Source organism: Ruegeria sp. CDSA193 (assembly GCF_059611885.1).
This window is the reverse complement of sequence record NZ_JBXWPN010000012.1, coordinates 90,393-105,577: the sequence shown is the minus strand read 5'-3', so window position 1 is coordinate 105,577 and position 15,185 is coordinate 90,393. Positions and strand designations below refer to the sequence as shown.

Here is a 15,185-nt window from a genome sequence, read left to right as displayed (position 1 = left end):
ATCAATCCAGGACGTAGCCGTACGAGCTACCGAAGTCCTGATTCGCGACTTCCGAAGCTGCACCGGCACCCAGACGTTCAGTCCGACCGACTTTGCCATTGACGAACAGATCAAATTCGCTGGGCGGTTTGACCCGATCCGTAGGCAGAGCCAGTGCCTCGCCACGAGTCGGCGACACAAGGTGGGCTGTGATGATGATCACCAGTTCACTTTGCTGACGCTGATATTCCGCGCTGCGGAAGAGGGCGCCAAGAACCGGGACGTCACCCAACCAAGGAATCTGGCTGTTCAGGTCGGTGAAATCATCCTGGATCAAGCCAGCGATCGCAAAGCTTTCACCATCGCGCAGCTCAACCGTTGTGCTGGTCTGGCGTGTGATGAAAGATGGAACATTATCACCTTGAATGGTGAAGTTCGACGAACCATCGATAGCTGACACGGCAGCAGCCATTTCAAGGTTGATCAGATCACCATCCACAACGCGGGGGATAAAGTCGATTTCAACACCGAAGGCTTTGTATTCAATCGCAATTACGCCGTCGTCCTGCGGTACCGGAATAGGAACTTCACCACCTGCAAGGAACGTCGCTTCCTGACCCGAAAGTGCGGATAGGTTAGGCTCTGCTAGGCTGCGCGCCAGTCCTTTGGACTCGAGTGCCTCCAGCAGCAGACGAACCTGTGTGGAGCCTGCGCCAAAGCCGAACAGAATTGCGCCGGTATTCGTCTGTACCGCCGGAATGTTGTTGTTCAGGGCATTTGCCAAAGCACCAGCATTGTTCAGCGTGTTGATACCGCCAGTCACATCACTGCCGCCGAAACCAAGCGATGCAGTCAGGCTTTTAGCTACCGACCGATTCATCTCGGCAAAGCGCACTTTCAGCATGACCTGCTGAACGCCGCCAACCGACATGAGGTTCGATACGCGCTCCGGTGCATAGCGCTCTGCCAGCTCCAATGCCCGCGCCAACTTGGCAGCGCTAGAAATTGTGCCAGAAAGAACGATACCGTCATTGGCGGTGCGAACTTCGATAGGCTCGGTTGGCAAAATCTGGCGCAGACGTTCTTTAAACTCGGTAACATCCGGTGCCACACGGACCCGAACATTAGCAAGTAGATTACCTGCGCCGTCGAACAATGTCAGGGTCGTCAGGCCAGGAGCCTTACCCAAAACATAGATAGTACGATCCGAAAGCGACGAAATATCAGCGATGCCTGCATTGGCGATGCTGAGTTCGGCAAACGGTTGCTCACTTTCTACAACTATTGCGCGGTTCATTGGCACATCAAGCGTTTCCGCTGTACCCTTCTTTACCACGCGAAGTGTTTCAGCCCAGGCAGCATTGCCGACTGGGCCAACTACGAGCGCCAAGCCCAATAGGGCTGCGCTTATCCAGGAACTTCTTTTCATGTGACCTGCCTCTCCGATCACGCCTCGTTTTTTGCGGCTACTGCCTTATGTCCGATAACACTGCGCGAATTGAGAATTTATTGCAATAATCAATGGTTTCTGGAATTTTCCTTATGTGGACAATGCGCAACATGCGAACAAATTAGGGCCGCGCAATTCGCGCGGCCCTGGTCATGTAACGCACTGATTTTCTGTTAATTTGTGCAGGGTGTTACTATTCCCGTGTCGACGATCTCGGCACCACGGCGTGTCTTGACCGTACAGACCTCTTCCGCGATTTTGGGTGCCACGGGGACGACATCTTTAATGCCCAGAAGTTTTCTTTGGTCAACTTCGACCGCGCTTGCGATTGTGTCGTCTTGCACGCCAACCAGCGCCAAAGACAGGCGGCCGGTGTTCTGAGCCTGAGCCAGTGCCGCGATTTGTTCTGGAGTAGCAGCGACCGTAACGGTGCGCGCGATCGTGGCTCCGGTCAGATCGGACCCGGCGCTCTGGTCAACAGCGATCAACTCAATGCTGGTTTGAATCAGGCGGGTGATTTCACCGCGCGACCCATCGATTCCGCCACCATACGAACCGGTCCAATAAACATCGATACTGTCCCCAGGGCGAAGGAAGCCGGATACGCCCGAGGCAACGTCCACGCTGATTGCAAATGCGCGCTTACCTTTCGCGATTCGTGATGTAAGACCCGCTGCCTCGCCTGGTTTGGTTACTTTGACCTCCATCAGGGCTTCGTCTTTTTCCATGGTCCTCAGAACGAAGCGGTCGCCACTGGCGTCCTCTGGAAACAGGACGGCCATTTCAAGGAAGCTTCCTTCGGGAATTGCATCCTCAGGCCATTTCACGATCCGCACATCTTCAGCGGCCAGACGCTCACCATATTTAAGAGCACGGTTCGAAACCAGAACGTCCACCGTCGGGACGGACTTAACATTTGCCAATGCTTCCTGAGCCGCCAAACGTTCTCTGGCCAATTCCGCCTGATACTGAGAAATATAGTCCCGCGCCATATAAACAGCTCCTCCTGCCAGAGCCACCCCAACAATCAGGACAAGTCCAAATACTGCACGCATGCGCGTTCCCTCATTTATTTGTATGCGATGTCAGTCGTCATAGGGAATACGACTTCAACTGACTATTGGTTACAGGAGAATTGTGTCGAAAAGGGGGACAATGAAGTATTTTTTTGACGCCCGTGTCCTTAGTGCCAGATTGATCAATCTGATTCCGATGCCTGTTCCTGATTCGCAGAATAGACCTCTATACCGCGAAGTGCGTTACCCGTCTCGGTATCGACGTGTTGTACCCCGCCCGTCAAGTTGAATACCGTGACAAGTCCAAGGCCGACCAGCGCAGCAGTAAGCACCACCCAATCAACGGTGATTGCGCCATGTTCCCCGGATAAGAATTTTGAAATACCCTTCATCGCAGGACCTCGTCTTTTTTCTATAAAAAAGGGGGCCGCGATCTGACGAGCGCAGCCCCCTTCAAAATTCTATCTAAATAATTACGGGGTTGTTGGGCCCGCGTTAGGTGCAGTAACAACAACACCCGTCAGGGCGGTGTCAATGTCGCCAGCCAGATCGTCGACACCGTCGCTAACCTGTGTCCAAGCAACAGCGGCCAGGCCAACAACAGCTGCGGTCAGAACGACCCAGTCTACTGTTACGGCGCCGTCTTCGTCAGTGGTGAAGTTCTTGATGAACTTGATCATGTTACGTCCCTCCTAAAGGATCTAATAAGTCTAATGAACCTCGGCGTCTTCCAGAGCTTCGTCTCTCAGTCCGCTCCCGATCGTCTCGGTATGGCATTATGTTTGCCTGTTGGGCGTGGCAGGAATTGGGCCAAACCCCAAATTTTTGTGCCGCAGCTTAACTTTTTGGTAGCTTTCCGATTAACTAATTGAAATTAAAGAAATAAAAATAATCCCTTCGTACGAGTACCGATAAAACCCGATGCAAAATGGCGCCAAATGAGGCGAAATTGCCCCAATTCACATTGTTTTTCTGGCCTTACAGACAGATTCGGGGTTCAAATTGACGCAAAAGAGAACGTGAGGCAGGCAAATGAATCTCCGGAACGCAATAACTTGCGCCGGCTTGGCGCTGGCAGTGGTGTCGGCACCTGTGTCTGTCCCCGCCAACGAAGTCGAACCGCGTGGCGTATATAAACGGATCAAAGCACCTAAACCCGGCCAACGTCCGCGCATTACCGTTCAGATATCGCCTACAGAACATGCCTCAGCACCTTCGGCGCCCAGCACAGGGGCTGAGATCGTAGTTCCTGAGATTATCGCGAGGACACGTGTTACGCCTCCGGGGCTTCCGGGAATTACGCCGCAAAACAAACCCGTCGGGTCATATAAAGCGTTCTGGGACAAGATCTCGCCCGGGATAGATGAGGCCAGTTCGGGTCGTTTGCAGGATTCGATAAATGCGCTTGCCGCCATAAACGTAGCCTCGCCCCGATTGCAGACGCTTCAGAATATTGCTCAGCGGCAGGGGATCGACATTTTACGCTCGACCGTAGGGACAAATGTGTCGCCTGCGTTGGTGCTGGCCGTCATCTCGGTTGAATCTGCAGGCCGGGAAAAGGCGGAAAGTTCGGCCGGAGCGCAGGGGCTGATGCAGCTTATGCCCGCGACCGCGAAACGATTTGGGGTCGAGGACAGCCTTCACCCGGGGCAGAACATCTCGGGCGGAGTGAAATACCTGAACTGGCTGATGGAAGAGTTTGGAAACGACCCGATCCTGGTCCTGGCCGGATATAATGCGGGCGAGGGTGCGGTTCGCAAACATGGTGGTGTACCGCCTTATGCGGAAACACGGGACTATGTGCCCAAGGTTCTCGCGGCTTTTCAGGTGGCGCGAGCGCTGTGTTCGACACCGCCCGAGTTGATTTCTGACGGGTGCGTGTTTCAGGCTCTTAATTGACCAAGGCCCACACTGAAGTGGGCCTTGCCATTAGGTGAATTGATCAGTCGACAATCGTCGCCTGTGTCGCGGCGCGCATCTCATCTTCGCTGACACCATCTGCGAGCTCTACGATCTTCAGGCCGCCATCGACCACATCCAGAACTCCAAAATTGGTGATGATGCGATCCACAACACCCTTGCCGGTCAAGGGCAGAGTGCATTCCTTCAGCACTTTCGATTCACCGTGTTTGTTGGTGTGATCCATAACCACGATCACACGGCCAACGCCGGCCACCAGATCCATGGCGCCGCCCATGCCTTTGACCAGCTTGCCGGGAATCATCCAGTTGGCCAGATCGCCTTTTTCATCCACTTCCATGGCACCCAGGATTGCCGCAGCGATTTTGCCGCCCCGGATCATGGCGAAAGACGTAGCGCTGTCGAAATAAGCAGTCCGAGACAGTTCGGTGATCGTCTGCTTGCCTGCGTTGATCAGGTCCGGGTCTTCGTCACCCTCGAAAGGAAAGGGACCCATACCAAGCATTCCGTTTTCGGATTGCAGGGTGATATCCTTGTCGCCAACATAATTTGCCACCAGCGTCGGGATACCGATGCCGAGGTTTACATACATGCCGTCTTCCAGCTCTTGCGCCGCGCGGGCGGCCATCTGATTCCGGTCCCAGGGCATTATGCGTCCTCCTTCTTGCGGGTGGTGCGCTGTTCGATGCGCTTTTCGTGATTGCCCTGAATGATGCGATGCACGTAAATTCCAGGTAGGTGGATCATGTCAGGGTCCAGAGAGCCACGGGGCACGATCTCTTCAACTTCGACCACACAGATCTTACCGCAAGTGGCGGCGGGCACGTTGAAGTTTCGGGCGGTCTTGCGGAACACCAGATTGCCGGTGTCGTCGGCTTTCCACGCCTTGATAATCGCCAGATCTGCAAAAATACCTTCTTCGAGAATATAGGTCTCGCCGTTGAAGTCTTTGTGTTCTTTGCCATCGGCAATAACAGTGCCTACGCCCGTTTTTGTGTAGAAACCCGGGATCCCGGCACCACCTGCGCGCATCCGTTCGGCCAGGGTGCCTTGAGGGTTGAATTCCAGTTCAAGCTCACCGCTGAGGTACTGACGCATGAATTCGGCGTTTTCGCCCACATATGAACTGATCATCTTTTTGACCTGCTTCGTTTGCAGCAGGATACCGATACCGAAATCGTCCACGCCCGCATTGTTCGAGGCAAAGGTCAGGTCTTTGGCACCCGAGGTCTTGATTGCCTCAAGCAGCAGCTCGGGAATCCCGCACAGGCCAAACCCGCCAGCGGCGATCAACATGCCATCCGAAAGCACGCCATCGAGCGCTTCGTTGGCATTGGCATAGATTTTCTTCATGGAAAACTCCCCCAATGAGATGGTGTTGGGCAGGTTGTGCCGTCACGTCACGGGGAAGTCAATGAAACCGGGCGAAGGGTGGTATTTCTACCTAACCGGCCTTCTTGGTTGTCTTCTTGGCGGCTTTTTTCTTGGGCGCCGCTTTTTTCTTGGTCCCTTTCAGGGCCGCGCGCTCATTGACCAGTTCGATGGCCATTTCCTGCGTTACGTCCTCGGGTTTGATGTCCTTAGGAATGGTCGCGTTGACCTTTTCCCACTTCACATATGGACCATAGCGCCCATCCAGGACCTGCATTGCGCCACCATCGGGATGTTCCCCCAGTTCTTTCAGCGCTTTGGCCGCAGCCCGGCGTCCGCGTCCCGGATTGGAGCGCTTTTCAGCAAGCAATTCGACCGCGCGGTTCATGCCGATCTCGAACACGTCATTGGGGTCTTTGAGGTTTGCATAAACCGGTTTGGCCTCATCCGTCAGCTGGTGCATCAGATATGGTCCGAACCGCCCGAAATTCGAGCTGATCATACCGCCCTCGGGGTGCTCACCAATCTGGCGGGGCAGGGATAGCAATGTCAGCGCCTTGTCCAGATCCATATCATCCTTGCTCCAGCCACGTGGCAGCGAGGCGCGCGGAGGTTTCTTGTTCTCGGGCGTTGGCTCTCCACGTTGAACATAAGGTCCGAACCGACCGGTCTTCAGCCAGATATCATCACCTGAATCTTCACCCAGCAGGCGCTCTTCACCCTCGGCACCTTCACCGGCGATAGGACGGGTATAGGTGCATTCGGGATAGTTGCCGCAGCCGACGAACCCGCCAGTGCGTGAAGTTTTCAGGTGCAACTGGCCCGCGCCGCATTTCGGACAGACACGCGGGTCAGATCCATCCTCGCGTGGCGGATAGAGCTGCGGTGCCAGTGCTTCGTCCAGTTTGTCCAGCACTTCGGAAATGCGCAGTTCCGATGTCTCGCCAATCGCGGCCGAGAAGTCGCGCCAGAATTTGCTCAGCAGATCCTTATAGTCCCGATCACCTGCACTCACATCGTCCAGCTGTTCTTCCAGATTGGCGGTGAATTCATAACCGACATACTGACGGAAGAAGTTTAGCAGAAAAATCGTGACGATCCGTCCCTTTTCTTCGGGGATCAGCCGGTTCTTGTCCTTGCGTACATATTCCCGGTCCTGAATCGTTGTGACAATCGAGGCATAGGTCGACGGTCGCCCGATCCCCAGCTCTTCCATCCGCTTGACCAGCGTCGCCTCGGTATAGCGCGGCGGCGGTTGAGTGTGATGTTGCAGCGCCAGAACTGATTCATTGTCTGACAGAATGGCCTCTTTCGCGGCCCGGTCCGTGCCATCGCTTGTCGCTTTGGTGAACTGATCCCGCAACGTGGTTTTAGAGAACCGTGCAGGGTCGCCCTGCATGATCTGGGGCAGGCGTTTGTCATCCTCATCGGCGACATCATCGCGGCCTTCTTCATAGACACGCATGAACCCGTCAAACATCACCACCTGACCGGTCGCGCGCAGGCCAACCTGCCCATCTTCGCTGCCGATTTCGACAGTTGTGCGTTCCAGCCGGGCAGCGGCCATCTGGCAGGCAATGGTGCGTTTCCAAATCAGGTCATAGAGCTTGCGCTGATCGTCGTCCGTTACCTTCAGTGCTTTGGCATCGCGGGTCATATCCGTAGGCCGGATGCATTCGTGGGCTTCCTGCGCGTTCTTTGCCTTGTTCTTATAGATGCGAGGGCTGTCCGGCACATATTCCGCACCATAGCGGTCGGCGATGGTCTCGCGCGTAGCCGCCACGGCCTCGGGGGCCATGTCGATGCCATCGGTTCGCATATAGGTAATGTAGCCGGCCTCATACAAGCGCTGTGCCACTTGCATCGCGTGACGCGCACCCATGCCGAACTTGCGGCTGGCCTCTTGCTGCAGGGTCGAGGTCATGAAGGGTGCGCTGGGATTTCGAGCGGCGGGTTTCGCCTCGACCGAAGTGACACTGAGCGCGCGGCTGGTGATCGCCTGCACCGCCAGTTCGGCCTGGGTTGAGTTGGACAGATCGTGCTTGTCCAGCTTTTTACCGGCTAGTGTGACCAGGCGTGCCTCATAGGTCTGACCACGGGGTGTTTCGAACAGGGCGCGCACCGACCAGTATTCCACCGGTTTGAACGCCTCGATTTCCATCTCTCTCTCGACGATCAGGCGCAGGCAGACAGACTGCACGCGGCCTGCGGATTTTGCACCAGGCAGTTTGCGCCACAAGACGGGCGACAGGTTGAACCCCACAAGATAATCCAGCGCACGGCGGGCCAGATAGGCCTCGACAAGTGGCATGTCCACCTGACGGGGGTTTCGCATTGCCTCGGTCACTGCGTCCTTAGTGATGGCGTTGAAGGTCACCCGGCTGACAGGCGTATCCTTTTTGATCGACCGGCGCTTGGTCAGTGCTTCCTGCAAATGCCAACTGATCGCTTCACCCTCACGATCGGGGTCGGTGGCGAGGATCAGGGCGTTGTCTTCTTTCAGCGCGTCGGCGATGGCTTTGACATGTTTGCGGCTGTCGTTCCCGACCTCCCATTTCATCGCAAACTCATCCTCGGTATCGACCGAGCCATCTTTGGGCGGCAGATCTCGAACATGGCCGTAAGACGCCAGAACCGTGTAGTCCGGGCCAAGATATTTATTGATTGTTTTGGCCTTGGCAGGGGATTCTACAACAACTACAGGCATTTAAGGGGAAACCTCGCTCGACGGAATTGGCGCCTTCTATGAGTGTGCAAGATGTGTAGGGCAAGAGCGAATTGTCAATGCGTTCCTTTGAAGGCAAGGATTTATACGCGATTTCAATGGGATACATGTGTAAGATTGGATATCCAACACTCAGGCGGTCAATGACAGAAGACCCCCGGGTTGGCGTTGAATACGTCCGTCCAGTTCCAGATCGACCAAAACCGGGGCAATTTCACCCGCCGTTGCCTCAACATCGCGGATCAACTGGTCTTCGGCGATAGGAGAGGGGCCGAGCCGGGTCAGAATTAGGCGTTCCAGGTCATTGGTTGAGCATGGTGTGCGGGGTAAATTCTTTTGGAGCATTTGCTGGGGTTCGAATAGGATCGCTTGCTGCGGTAGCGCTTCGATCACATCTTCTGCAGACCTTATCAAAGTAGCACCGTCGCGGATCAGCAGGTTGCAGCCAGCCGCACGCGCGTCAAACGGGTGTCCGGGCACAGCCAGAACATCGCGCCCCTGGTCCAAGGCGTCGCGCGCTGTAATCAGGCTGCCGGATTTGGCGGCGGCTTCGACCACAATAACGGCCTTTGCCAGGCCCGAGATGATCCGGTTGCGACGCGGGAAATGGCGCGCCTGTGGCGTGACGCCCATGGGTTGCTCCGAGACGCGCAGCCCGGAACCTGCGATTTCAGCGGCAAGATCGGTATTTTCAGCAGGGTAAACCACGTCGACCCCCCCCGCCATAACGGCGATGGTGCCTGTTTCAACCGTGGCTAGGTGCGCCGCGGTATCAATCCCGCGGGCCAGGCCAGAAACGATCACATAACCCTGTTTTCCCAGATCGGTCGCCAATCCGCGCGCCATTCGCGCGCCCAGAGATGAGCAGTTGCGGGCACCGACCATAGCGACCGAGGGGCGCTGTAAAAGACAGAGGTCACCGATTGCCCACAACATTGGCGGAGCATCATTCAGATCATGTAAAGCGGATGGGAAATCGGCGGACCCTAGGCACAAAAGCCGCGCATTGGCAGCTTTTGCGGCCTTGAGTTCCGCCTCAATCACGCCGGGCGGGCAGATTTCATACCCTTCTATTCCGGCGGCGCGTGCCATTTCCGGCAGCGCGGCCAGCGCATTCTGCGCCGAGCCATGTTCGCGAAGCAGCCGCCGAAACGTCGCCGGGCCCACTTTGCGAGAACGCAACAGACGAAGCCAGGAAAACCGATCCTCTTCCGTGGTGGGTGGGAGTGTGGGGTGATTGGAAGAAAGCTGCTCTTCGGTCATCCGTTGCTCCGTCTGATTGCAGAACTGGTTTACGGCTGCCAGGGTTAACAGCGTGTGAATCCCGTCAAATTTTCCGGATATATTTCGAGTCTCAGTTGTCTCAGTTGCGTAGGTTGTTGAAAAACAACGGCAAAAAATACAGCCGAGTCGGAAGTCGGAAAACGCCTCTCCGCAAAGTATCAATGCATATCCAAAGCGGGGCGTTAACCCTGCGCTTTGGAAGCAGTGACCGATTCTACTTAGGCCGCCGATCCTCCAATCGTCAGCCCATCCATCAGGACCGTAGGTTGACCGACGCCCACGGGCACCCATTGGCCATCCTTGCCACACGTGCCCATTCCCGGATCCAAGGCCATGTCGTTGCCCAACCCGCGAACGCGTTTGAGGGCAGAGGGGCCATCGCCAATCAATGTTGCCCCTTTGACCGGCGCGCCGATTTTGCCGTTTTCAACCCGGTATGCCTCGGTGCAGGAAAACACAAACTTGCCATTGGTGATATCCACCTGGCCGCCGCCAAAGCCAACCGCCCAGATGCCATCCTTTATATCGGCTACCAAAGCGGCGGGATCGGCATCGCCACCCAGCATGATTGTATTTGTCATCCGTGGCATTGGTTTATGGGCATAGCTTTGACGCCGCCCATTCCCGGTTGGTGCAACACCCATCAGACGGGCGTTTTGGCGATCCTGCATATATCCGGTCAGGATGCCGTCTTCGATCAGCACAGTGCGCGAACTGGGTGTGCCCTCATCATCGACGCTGATTGACCCGCGCCGGTCTGCGATTGTGCCGTCATCAACGACCGTAACACCTTTGGACGCGATCTGTTGACCCATCAGCCCGGCAAAGGCGGAACTGCCCTTGCGATTGAAATCCCCTTCAAGGCCGTGGCCAATCGCTTCGTGCAGCAAGATGCCGGGCCAGCCAGGGCCCAGTGCGACCTCCATCACGCCCGCAGGGGCGGGAACAGCCTCGAGGTTGACCATGGCGATGCGAAGGGCCTCGCGGGCTTTATCCTGCCAGTCGGTTGGTTCGATCAGCCCGTCCAGGCCGATCCGGCCACCTCCACCGGTCGAGCCGCTCTCACGACGGCCGTTCTGTTCTACGATGACCGAGATATTCAACCGGGTCATGGGGCGGACATCGCGGACCAGAATGCCGTCAGGGCGTAGAATCTCAACCTCCTGCACCGCAGCAGCAATAGTGGCGCTGACCTGTACTACACGCGGATCAAGATCACGGGCAAAGGCGTCAATCTCGCGCAATGTTTCGATTTTGACGGGGAAGCTGGCAGATTCGATCGGGTCTTCGTCTGTATAAAGGCGCTTGTTGGTGGCCCGGGGGGCATCAGCTAGCGTTCCGCCACCATCACCGACCGCCAGCCGCGCGGTCTCGGCGGCCCGTTTCAGGGCAGGAATCGAGACGTCCGTTGAATGCGCATAGCCTGCCACTTCGCCCTGCACGGCGCGCAGGCCGAAACCTTCGGACGCGTCATAAGAAGCGGTCCGCAAGCGCCCGTCATCAAAGACCAGAGACTCGGATTTCCGGCGTTCAACGTACAGTTCTCCGTCCTCGGCCCCGGCGGTGGCGGATTGCAGTACCGCAAGCGCTTCGTCATGTGGAAGAGCGCTTTCAAACGGGCGAAACGGGTCGTTGGGCATCTCTTGGGACCTTTCGAGTTTGATCCAGATCAAAAATAGCGTCTGTTTGACGCAAGCATTTTGCTTTATCTACCCGCAGGAATATGGTTTTTAACGCGGCCAAAGACAACGGGTGAGGTGTGGCCGATTCACACCTTTTCGCCAGGGACGCAAAGATCAAACGATCAGGACAGAAAATGAAGAACGCTTTGAAGCTTTCGGGGCTTATGACAGCCCTCTCCAGCCTTCCCGCCATGGCTCAGGAGCTTGAGATTATCGGTCAGCCGGTTGACGGCGGCATAGGATTCCAGCCCGCAGCCACAAGCCTTGCCGAGGGGATTCATCGCCTGGATAATATGATTCTGGTGATTATTACCGCGATCTGCATATTCGTTGCGGGCCTGCTGGTTTACTGCATCATGCGTTATAACCAACGCGTCAACCCGACCCCGGCGCGATTCTCGCACTATACTCCGGTCGAGATCGTCTGGACGTTGGGTCCGATTCTGATTCTAGTATTCATCGGTGCTTTCTCTCTGCCGGTTCTGTTCAAGCAGCAAGAAATCCCCGAAGGTGATGTCGTTATCAAGGTTGTCGGCAACCAGTGGTATTGGACATATGAGTATGTCGATCACGATTTTGCATTCGACAGCTATCTGCTTGGCCATCCGGCCACGTTGGACGAAGGTACCCGCCCCGCCGATGCGGACGTGACGGCGTTTGTCCTGGATGACGCGATGCGGGCCAAGCTGGCAGACGCAGGGTATAGCGACGATGAGTGGCTGCTGGCCACCGACACAGCGGTAGTTGTCCCGGTTGGCAAGGTCATCGTGATGCAAGTTACTGCGTCCGACGTGATCCATTCCTGGACCATTCCGTCCTTCGGTGTGAAGCAGGACGGTGTACCCGGACGCCTGGCTGAGCTGTGGTTTGAGGCCGAAAAGGAAGGCATCTATTTCGGCCAGTGTTCGGAACTGTGCGGCAAAGACCATGCCTATATGCCGATCACTGTCAAAGTTGTCAGCCAAGAGGCGTATGACGCGTGGTTGAAAGGTGCGATCGACGAGTATGCAGGCCTGCCGCAGAACTATCAGGTCGCTTCGAACTGATTTCAGTAAGGACGGGATGCGTCCCGCCTGCTACAAGATGCAGGCTGTGCGAGAGATCGCACAGCCTTCGCCCCAAAAGGACCCGAGATGAGCGACGCAAGCATCAATGCAAGCCAAACGACCGTCCAAGCGTATGCGAATGAGGCCAGCTTTGGCGATTACTTCGCCCTGCTGAAGCCGCGCGTGATGTCGCTGGTTGTATTCACGGCGCTTGTTGGTCTGCTGGCAGCGCCGGTACCGGTACATCCGTTCGTTGGGTTCTGCGCGATATTGTTCATTGCCATCGGAGGTGGCGCATCCGGCGCGCTGAACATGTGGTGGGATGCAGATATCGACCGCGTTATGAAGCGCACCAAAGGTCGCCCCATACCGTCGGGCAAGGTACAAGAGGGCGAAGCGATGGCCTTGGGCCTGGCACTGTCCGGCCTGTCGGTGATCATGTTGGGTCTTGCAACCAACTGGTTCGCCGGAGCCTTTCTGGGCTTCACCATCTTCTTCTATGTCGTTGTCTACACGATGTGGCTCAAGCGCTCGACGCCACAGAACATCGTGATTGGCGGCGCAGCTGGGGCTTTCCCGCCGGTCATCGGTTGGGTCGCTGCAACCGGATCCATGTCCGTCGAACCTTGGCTGATGTTTGCCCTCACCTTCATGTGGACGCCGCCGCATTTCTGGGCGCTGGCCCTGTTTATGCGGTCGGATTACGACGATGCGGGTGTGCCGATGTTGACGGTAACCCATGGTCGGCGGGCGACGCGCTGGCATATTCTGGTCTACACCGTTCTGCTGGCAGTGCTTGCGATTGGAACCGGCTTTTCGGCGATCGGCGGTCCGATCTATCTGACTGTCGCTATTGTACTGAACGCGTTGTTCCTGCGCGGAGCATGGGCAATCTCGCGTCGGACCGAGGATGACTCCGAGGCTGATAACTTCAAAGTTGAGCGTGGCTTTTTCAAGCTCTCGCTGCTGTATCTTTTCCTGCATTTCGGCGCGATCCTTGCCGAAGCACTGCTGAAGCCTTATGGGCTGGGAGGCTGGGCATGAGCCTGCGCAAAAGCCATGAGTTGCATCAACGTCGGTTCAGCCGAAATCTGGGCGTTGGCCTGACGCTTGCTGCATTCATCGTGCTGATCTTTGGGCTGACGATCGTCAAAGTCTCAGGGACCGATTTTAACAGGGCCATGCAAGAGGTGCAGAACTGATGGCGCTCACGGGGCCGCAAAAAACCGTCGTGCAAACTGTCGGCGTTGTTGTTCTGATGGGCAGTCTCGCCTGGGCTTCGGTACCGTTTTACGACTGGTTTTGCCGGGTCACCGGGTATGGCGGCACAACCGGAGTGGCTGAAGCCGCGCCAGAGGACATCCTTGAGCGCACTGTTACCGTTCGCTTTGACGCCTCAAAGGCGAAAGACATGGCCTGGGAATTTAAGCCGGTCGAGCGCCAGATGGAAATCCGCATTGGCGAAACGGGCCTGGCCTTCTATGAGGCATATAACCCCACGGACCGCCCGATTGCCGGTCAGGCGTCTTACAACGTTGCGCCTTATTCGGCCGGTGGGTATTTCCAGAAGATCGCCTGTTTCTGTTTTGAAGAACAGGTGTTGCAACCCGGAGAACGGGTTCAGATGCCGGTGAGCTTTTTCGTCGATCCCGAAATGGTCGAGGATCTGGAAGCCAAATATGTGCATACGATCACTCTGTCGTATACATTCTACGAAATTGACCTGCCCGAGGGCTATGCCGCCCTTGATGTTCAGGCTGATACAAACAAGAACTAACGCCTGTAGGTGAGGGACGCTGATGGCACACGCAAAAAATCATGATTACCACATTCTGACCCCTTCGATCTGGCCACTGATCGGCGCTGCGGGCGGCTTTGTGATGTTGTTCGGAGCCGTCCTCTGGATGCACGGCGTCACCTCCTACATGTTCTGGGCCGGTCTTGTCGCGGTTCTTTACACTATGTTCGCCTGGTGGTCCGAAGTGGTGGCCGAAAGCCGTGTAGGCGATCACACGCCGGTCGTGCGCATTGGCCTGCGCTATGGGTTCATCCTGTTCGTGATGTCCGAGGTGATGTTCTTCTTCGCCTGGTTCTGGTCGTTCTTCAAACACCGCATGTACCCGATGTACGACTATGCGGGCACCGAGTACATCCAGCCGGATATCCACGCGGTTGACCCGTTCCACTTGCCGCTGATCAACACGCTGGTCCTGCTGCTTTCGGGCTGTGCCATCACCTGGGCGCACCACGCGCTGGTGCATGACAATGACCGCAAGGCGCTGATCAACGGCCTCGCTATCGGTATCGTTTTGGGCATCGCCTTTACCGCTCTGCAGGGCTTTGAGTACTACGAATTGCTGGCCCATGAGGGCTGGAAATTCGGTGGTGATCAGTTCTATTCGAACTTCTTCATGGCAACCGGCTTTCACGGCTTCCACGTGATTATCGGCACCATCTTCTTGTCGGTCTGTTTGATCCGGGCGCTGAAGGGTGATTTCACGCCGGAAAAGCACGTCGGTTTCGAGGCCGCGGCCTGGTACTGGCACTTTGTTGACGTTGTCTGGCTGTTCCTGTTCTTCGCAGTCTATATCTGGGGACAAGCCCCTTTGATCTGACGCCGGACCGGTAACAAAATTGCAAAAGCCGCCCCCACGGGCGGCTTTTTCTCTATCAGGGTGCAAGATTGCACCCGATACAAATGGGTGGTTGCAA

The 15,185-nt window shown here is 56.2% G+C and carries 15 protein-coding genes; 6 read left to right on the top strand and 9 right to left on the bottom strand.

Going from position 1 to position 15,185, the window contains the following annotated elements:
* Position 1 precedes the first annotated feature (1 nt).
* The 4 genes from AC2FLG_RS19550 to AC2FLG_RS19535 form a co-directional block, all read right to left on the bottom strand.
* On the bottom strand, positions 2 to 1,408 hold the full coding sequence (locus AC2FLG_RS19550; protein ID WP_142637970.1) for a type II and III secretion system protein family protein: 1,407 nt from the start codon (positions 1,406 to 1,408) through the stop codon (positions 2 to 4).
* A 194-nt stretch (positions 1,409 to 1,602) separates the two neighbouring features.
* Positions 1,603 to 2,484 (bottom strand): Flp pilus assembly protein CpaB, encoded by an 882-nt coding sequence (cpaB, locus tag AC2FLG_RS19545; protein ID WP_142637972.1) that lies wholly within the window; start codon positions 2,482 to 2,484, stop codon positions 1,603 to 1,605.
* Positions 2,485 to 2,627: 143 nt separating this feature from the next.
* A complete protein-coding gene (locus tag AC2FLG_RS19540) occupies positions 2,628 to 2,837 on the bottom strand; it encodes a hypothetical protein (RefSeq protein ID WP_142637974.1) in 210 nt (69 codons plus the stop codon).
* Between the two features lie 81 nt (positions 2,838 to 2,918).
* Entirely contained in the window at positions 2,919 to 3,125 is a 207-nt protein-coding gene (locus AC2FLG_RS19535; protein WP_142637976.1) for a hypothetical protein, read from the bottom strand.
* 352 nt (positions 3,126 to 3,477) lie between these two features.
* On the opposite strand from AC2FLG_RS19535, the gene AC2FLG_RS19530 reads away from it, so the two are divergent.
* Positions 3,478 to 4,344 (top strand): lytic transglycosylase domain-containing protein, encoded by an 867-nt coding sequence (locus tag AC2FLG_RS19530; protein WP_496703308.1) that lies wholly within the window; start codon positions 3,478 to 3,480, stop codon positions 4,342 to 4,344.
* Positions 4,345 to 4,387: 43 nt separating this feature from the next.
* Here the strand turns inward: AC2FLG_RS19530 and AC2FLG_RS19525 are convergent, their stop codons facing one another.
* From AC2FLG_RS19525 to tldD, 5 genes are all read right to left on the bottom strand, one after another.
* Positions 4,388 to 5,014 (bottom strand): 3-oxoacid CoA-transferase subunit B, encoded by a 627-nt coding sequence (locus AC2FLG_RS19525; protein WP_142637980.1) that lies wholly within the window; start codon positions 5,012 to 5,014, stop codon positions 4,388 to 4,390.
* Complete coding sequence (locus tag AC2FLG_RS19520; RefSeq protein ID WP_142637982.1) at positions 5,014 to 5,718, bottom strand: CoA transferase subunit A; 705 nt, start codon at positions 5,716 to 5,718, stop codon at positions 5,014 to 5,016. The genes AC2FLG_RS19525 and AC2FLG_RS19520 overlap by 1 nt, the downstream gene beginning before the upstream one ends.
* A 91-nt stretch (positions 5,719 to 5,809) precedes the next feature.
* Positions 5,810 to 8,443, bottom strand: coding sequence for a type I DNA topoisomerase (topA, locus tag AC2FLG_RS19515; RefSeq protein WP_496703310.1), 2,634 nt, complete (start codon positions 8,441 to 8,443; stop codon positions 5,810 to 5,812).
* Between the two features lie 150 nt (positions 8,444 to 8,593).
* Positions 8,594 to 9,724, bottom strand: coding sequence for a DNA-processing protein DprA (dprA, locus tag AC2FLG_RS19510; RefSeq protein WP_496703312.1), 1,131 nt, complete (start codon positions 9,722 to 9,724; stop codon positions 8,594 to 8,596).
* 239 nt (positions 9,725 to 9,963) lie between these two features.
* A complete protein-coding gene (gene tldD / locus AC2FLG_RS19505; RefSeq protein ID WP_496707627.1) occupies positions 9,964 to 11,385 on the bottom strand; it encodes a metalloprotease TldD in 1,422 nt (473 codons plus the stop codon).
* Between the two features lie 176 nt (positions 11,386 to 11,561).
* On the opposite strand from tldD, the gene coxB reads away from it, so the two are divergent.
* From coxB to AC2FLG_RS19480, 5 genes are all read left to right on the top strand, one after another.
* Positions 11,562 to 12,473: a cytochrome c oxidase subunit II gene (gene coxB, locus AC2FLG_RS19500; RefSeq protein WP_142637990.1), complete on the top strand. Its 912-nt coding sequence runs from the start codon at positions 11,562 to 11,564 to the stop codon at positions 12,471 to 12,473.
* An 87-nt stretch (positions 12,474 to 12,560) separates the two neighbouring features.
* On the top strand, positions 12,561 to 13,517 hold the full coding sequence (gene cyoE, locus AC2FLG_RS19495; RefSeq protein ID WP_496707625.1) for a heme o synthase: 957 nt from the start codon (positions 12,561 to 12,563) through the stop codon (positions 13,515 to 13,517).
* A complete protein-coding gene (locus AC2FLG_RS19490; protein ID WP_185956706.1) occupies positions 13,514 to 13,675 on the top strand; it encodes a cytochrome c oxidase system small membrane protein in 162 nt (53 codons plus the stop codon). The genes cyoE and AC2FLG_RS19490 overlap by 4 nt, the downstream gene beginning before the upstream one ends.
* Positions 13,675 to 14,250 carry a cytochrome c oxidase assembly protein gene (locus AC2FLG_RS19485; RefSeq protein WP_142637994.1) on the top strand — a complete coding sequence of 192 codons (576 nt, stop codon included), beginning with the start codon at positions 13,675 to 13,677 and terminating at the stop codon, positions 14,248 to 14,250. Before AC2FLG_RS19490 ends, AC2FLG_RS19485 begins: the two co-directional genes overlap by 1 nt.
* A 22-nt stretch (positions 14,251 to 14,272) precedes the next feature.
* Positions 14,273 to 15,088 (top strand): cytochrome c oxidase subunit 3, encoded by an 816-nt coding sequence (locus tag AC2FLG_RS19480; RefSeq protein ID WP_142637996.1) that lies wholly within the window; start codon positions 14,273 to 14,275, stop codon positions 15,086 to 15,088.
* Positions 15,089 to 15,185: the final 97 nt, after the last annotated feature.

Coding starts and splice junctions, on each gene's coding strand:
- AC2FLG_RS19530 (WP_496703308.1), top strand. CDS start 3,478: ATGAATCTCCGGAACGCAATAACTTGCGCCGGCTTGGCGCTGGCAGTG.
- AC2FLG_RS19535 (WP_142637976.1), bottom strand. CDS start 3,125: ATGATCAAGTTCATCAAGAACTTCACCACTGACGAAGACGGCGCCGTA.
- AC2FLG_RS19550 (WP_142637970.1), bottom strand. CDS start 1,408: ATGAAAAGAAGTTCCTGGATAAGCGCAGCCCTATTGGGCTTGGCGCTC.
- topA (WP_496703310.1), bottom strand. CDS start 8,443: ATGCCTGTAGTTGTTGTAGAATCCCCTGCCAAGGCCAAAACAATCAAT.
- dprA (WP_496703312.1), bottom strand. CDS start 9,724: ATGACCGAAGAGCAGCTTTCTTCCAATCACCCCACACTCCCACCCACC.
- AC2FLG_RS19490 (WP_185956706.1), top strand. CDS start 13,514: ATGAGCCTGCGCAAAAGCCATGAGTTGCATCAACGTCGGTTCAGCCGA.
- AC2FLG_RS19525 (WP_142637980.1), bottom strand. CDS start 5,014: ATGCCCTGGGACCGGAATCAGATGGCCGCCCGCGCGGCGCAAGAGCTG.
- AC2FLG_RS19540 (WP_142637974.1), bottom strand. CDS start 2,837: ATGAAGGGTATTTCAAAATTCTTATCCGGGGAACATGGCGCAATCACC.
- cyoE (WP_496707625.1), top strand. CDS start 12,561: ATGAGCGACGCAAGCATCAATGCAAGCCAAACGACCGTCCAAGCGTAT.
- AC2FLG_RS19520 (WP_142637982.1), bottom strand. CDS start 5,718: ATGAAGAAAATCTATGCCAATGCCAACGAAGCGCTCGATGGCGTGCTT.
- AC2FLG_RS19485 (WP_142637994.1), top strand. CDS start 13,675: ATGGCGCTCACGGGGCCGCAAAAAACCGTCGTGCAAACTGTCGGCGTT.
- cpaB (WP_142637972.1), bottom strand. CDS start 2,484: ATGCGTGCAGTATTTGGACTTGTCCTGATTGTTGGGGTGGCTCTGGCA.
- coxB (WP_142637990.1), top strand. CDS start 11,562: ATGAAGAACGCTTTGAAGCTTTCGGGGCTTATGACAGCCCTCTCCAGC.
- AC2FLG_RS19480 (WP_142637996.1), top strand. CDS start 14,273: ATGGCACACGCAAAAAATCATGATTACCACATTCTGACCCCTTCGATC.
- tldD (WP_496707627.1), bottom strand. CDS start 11,385: ATGCCCAACGACCCGTTTCGCCCGTTTGAAAGCGCTCTTCCACATGAC.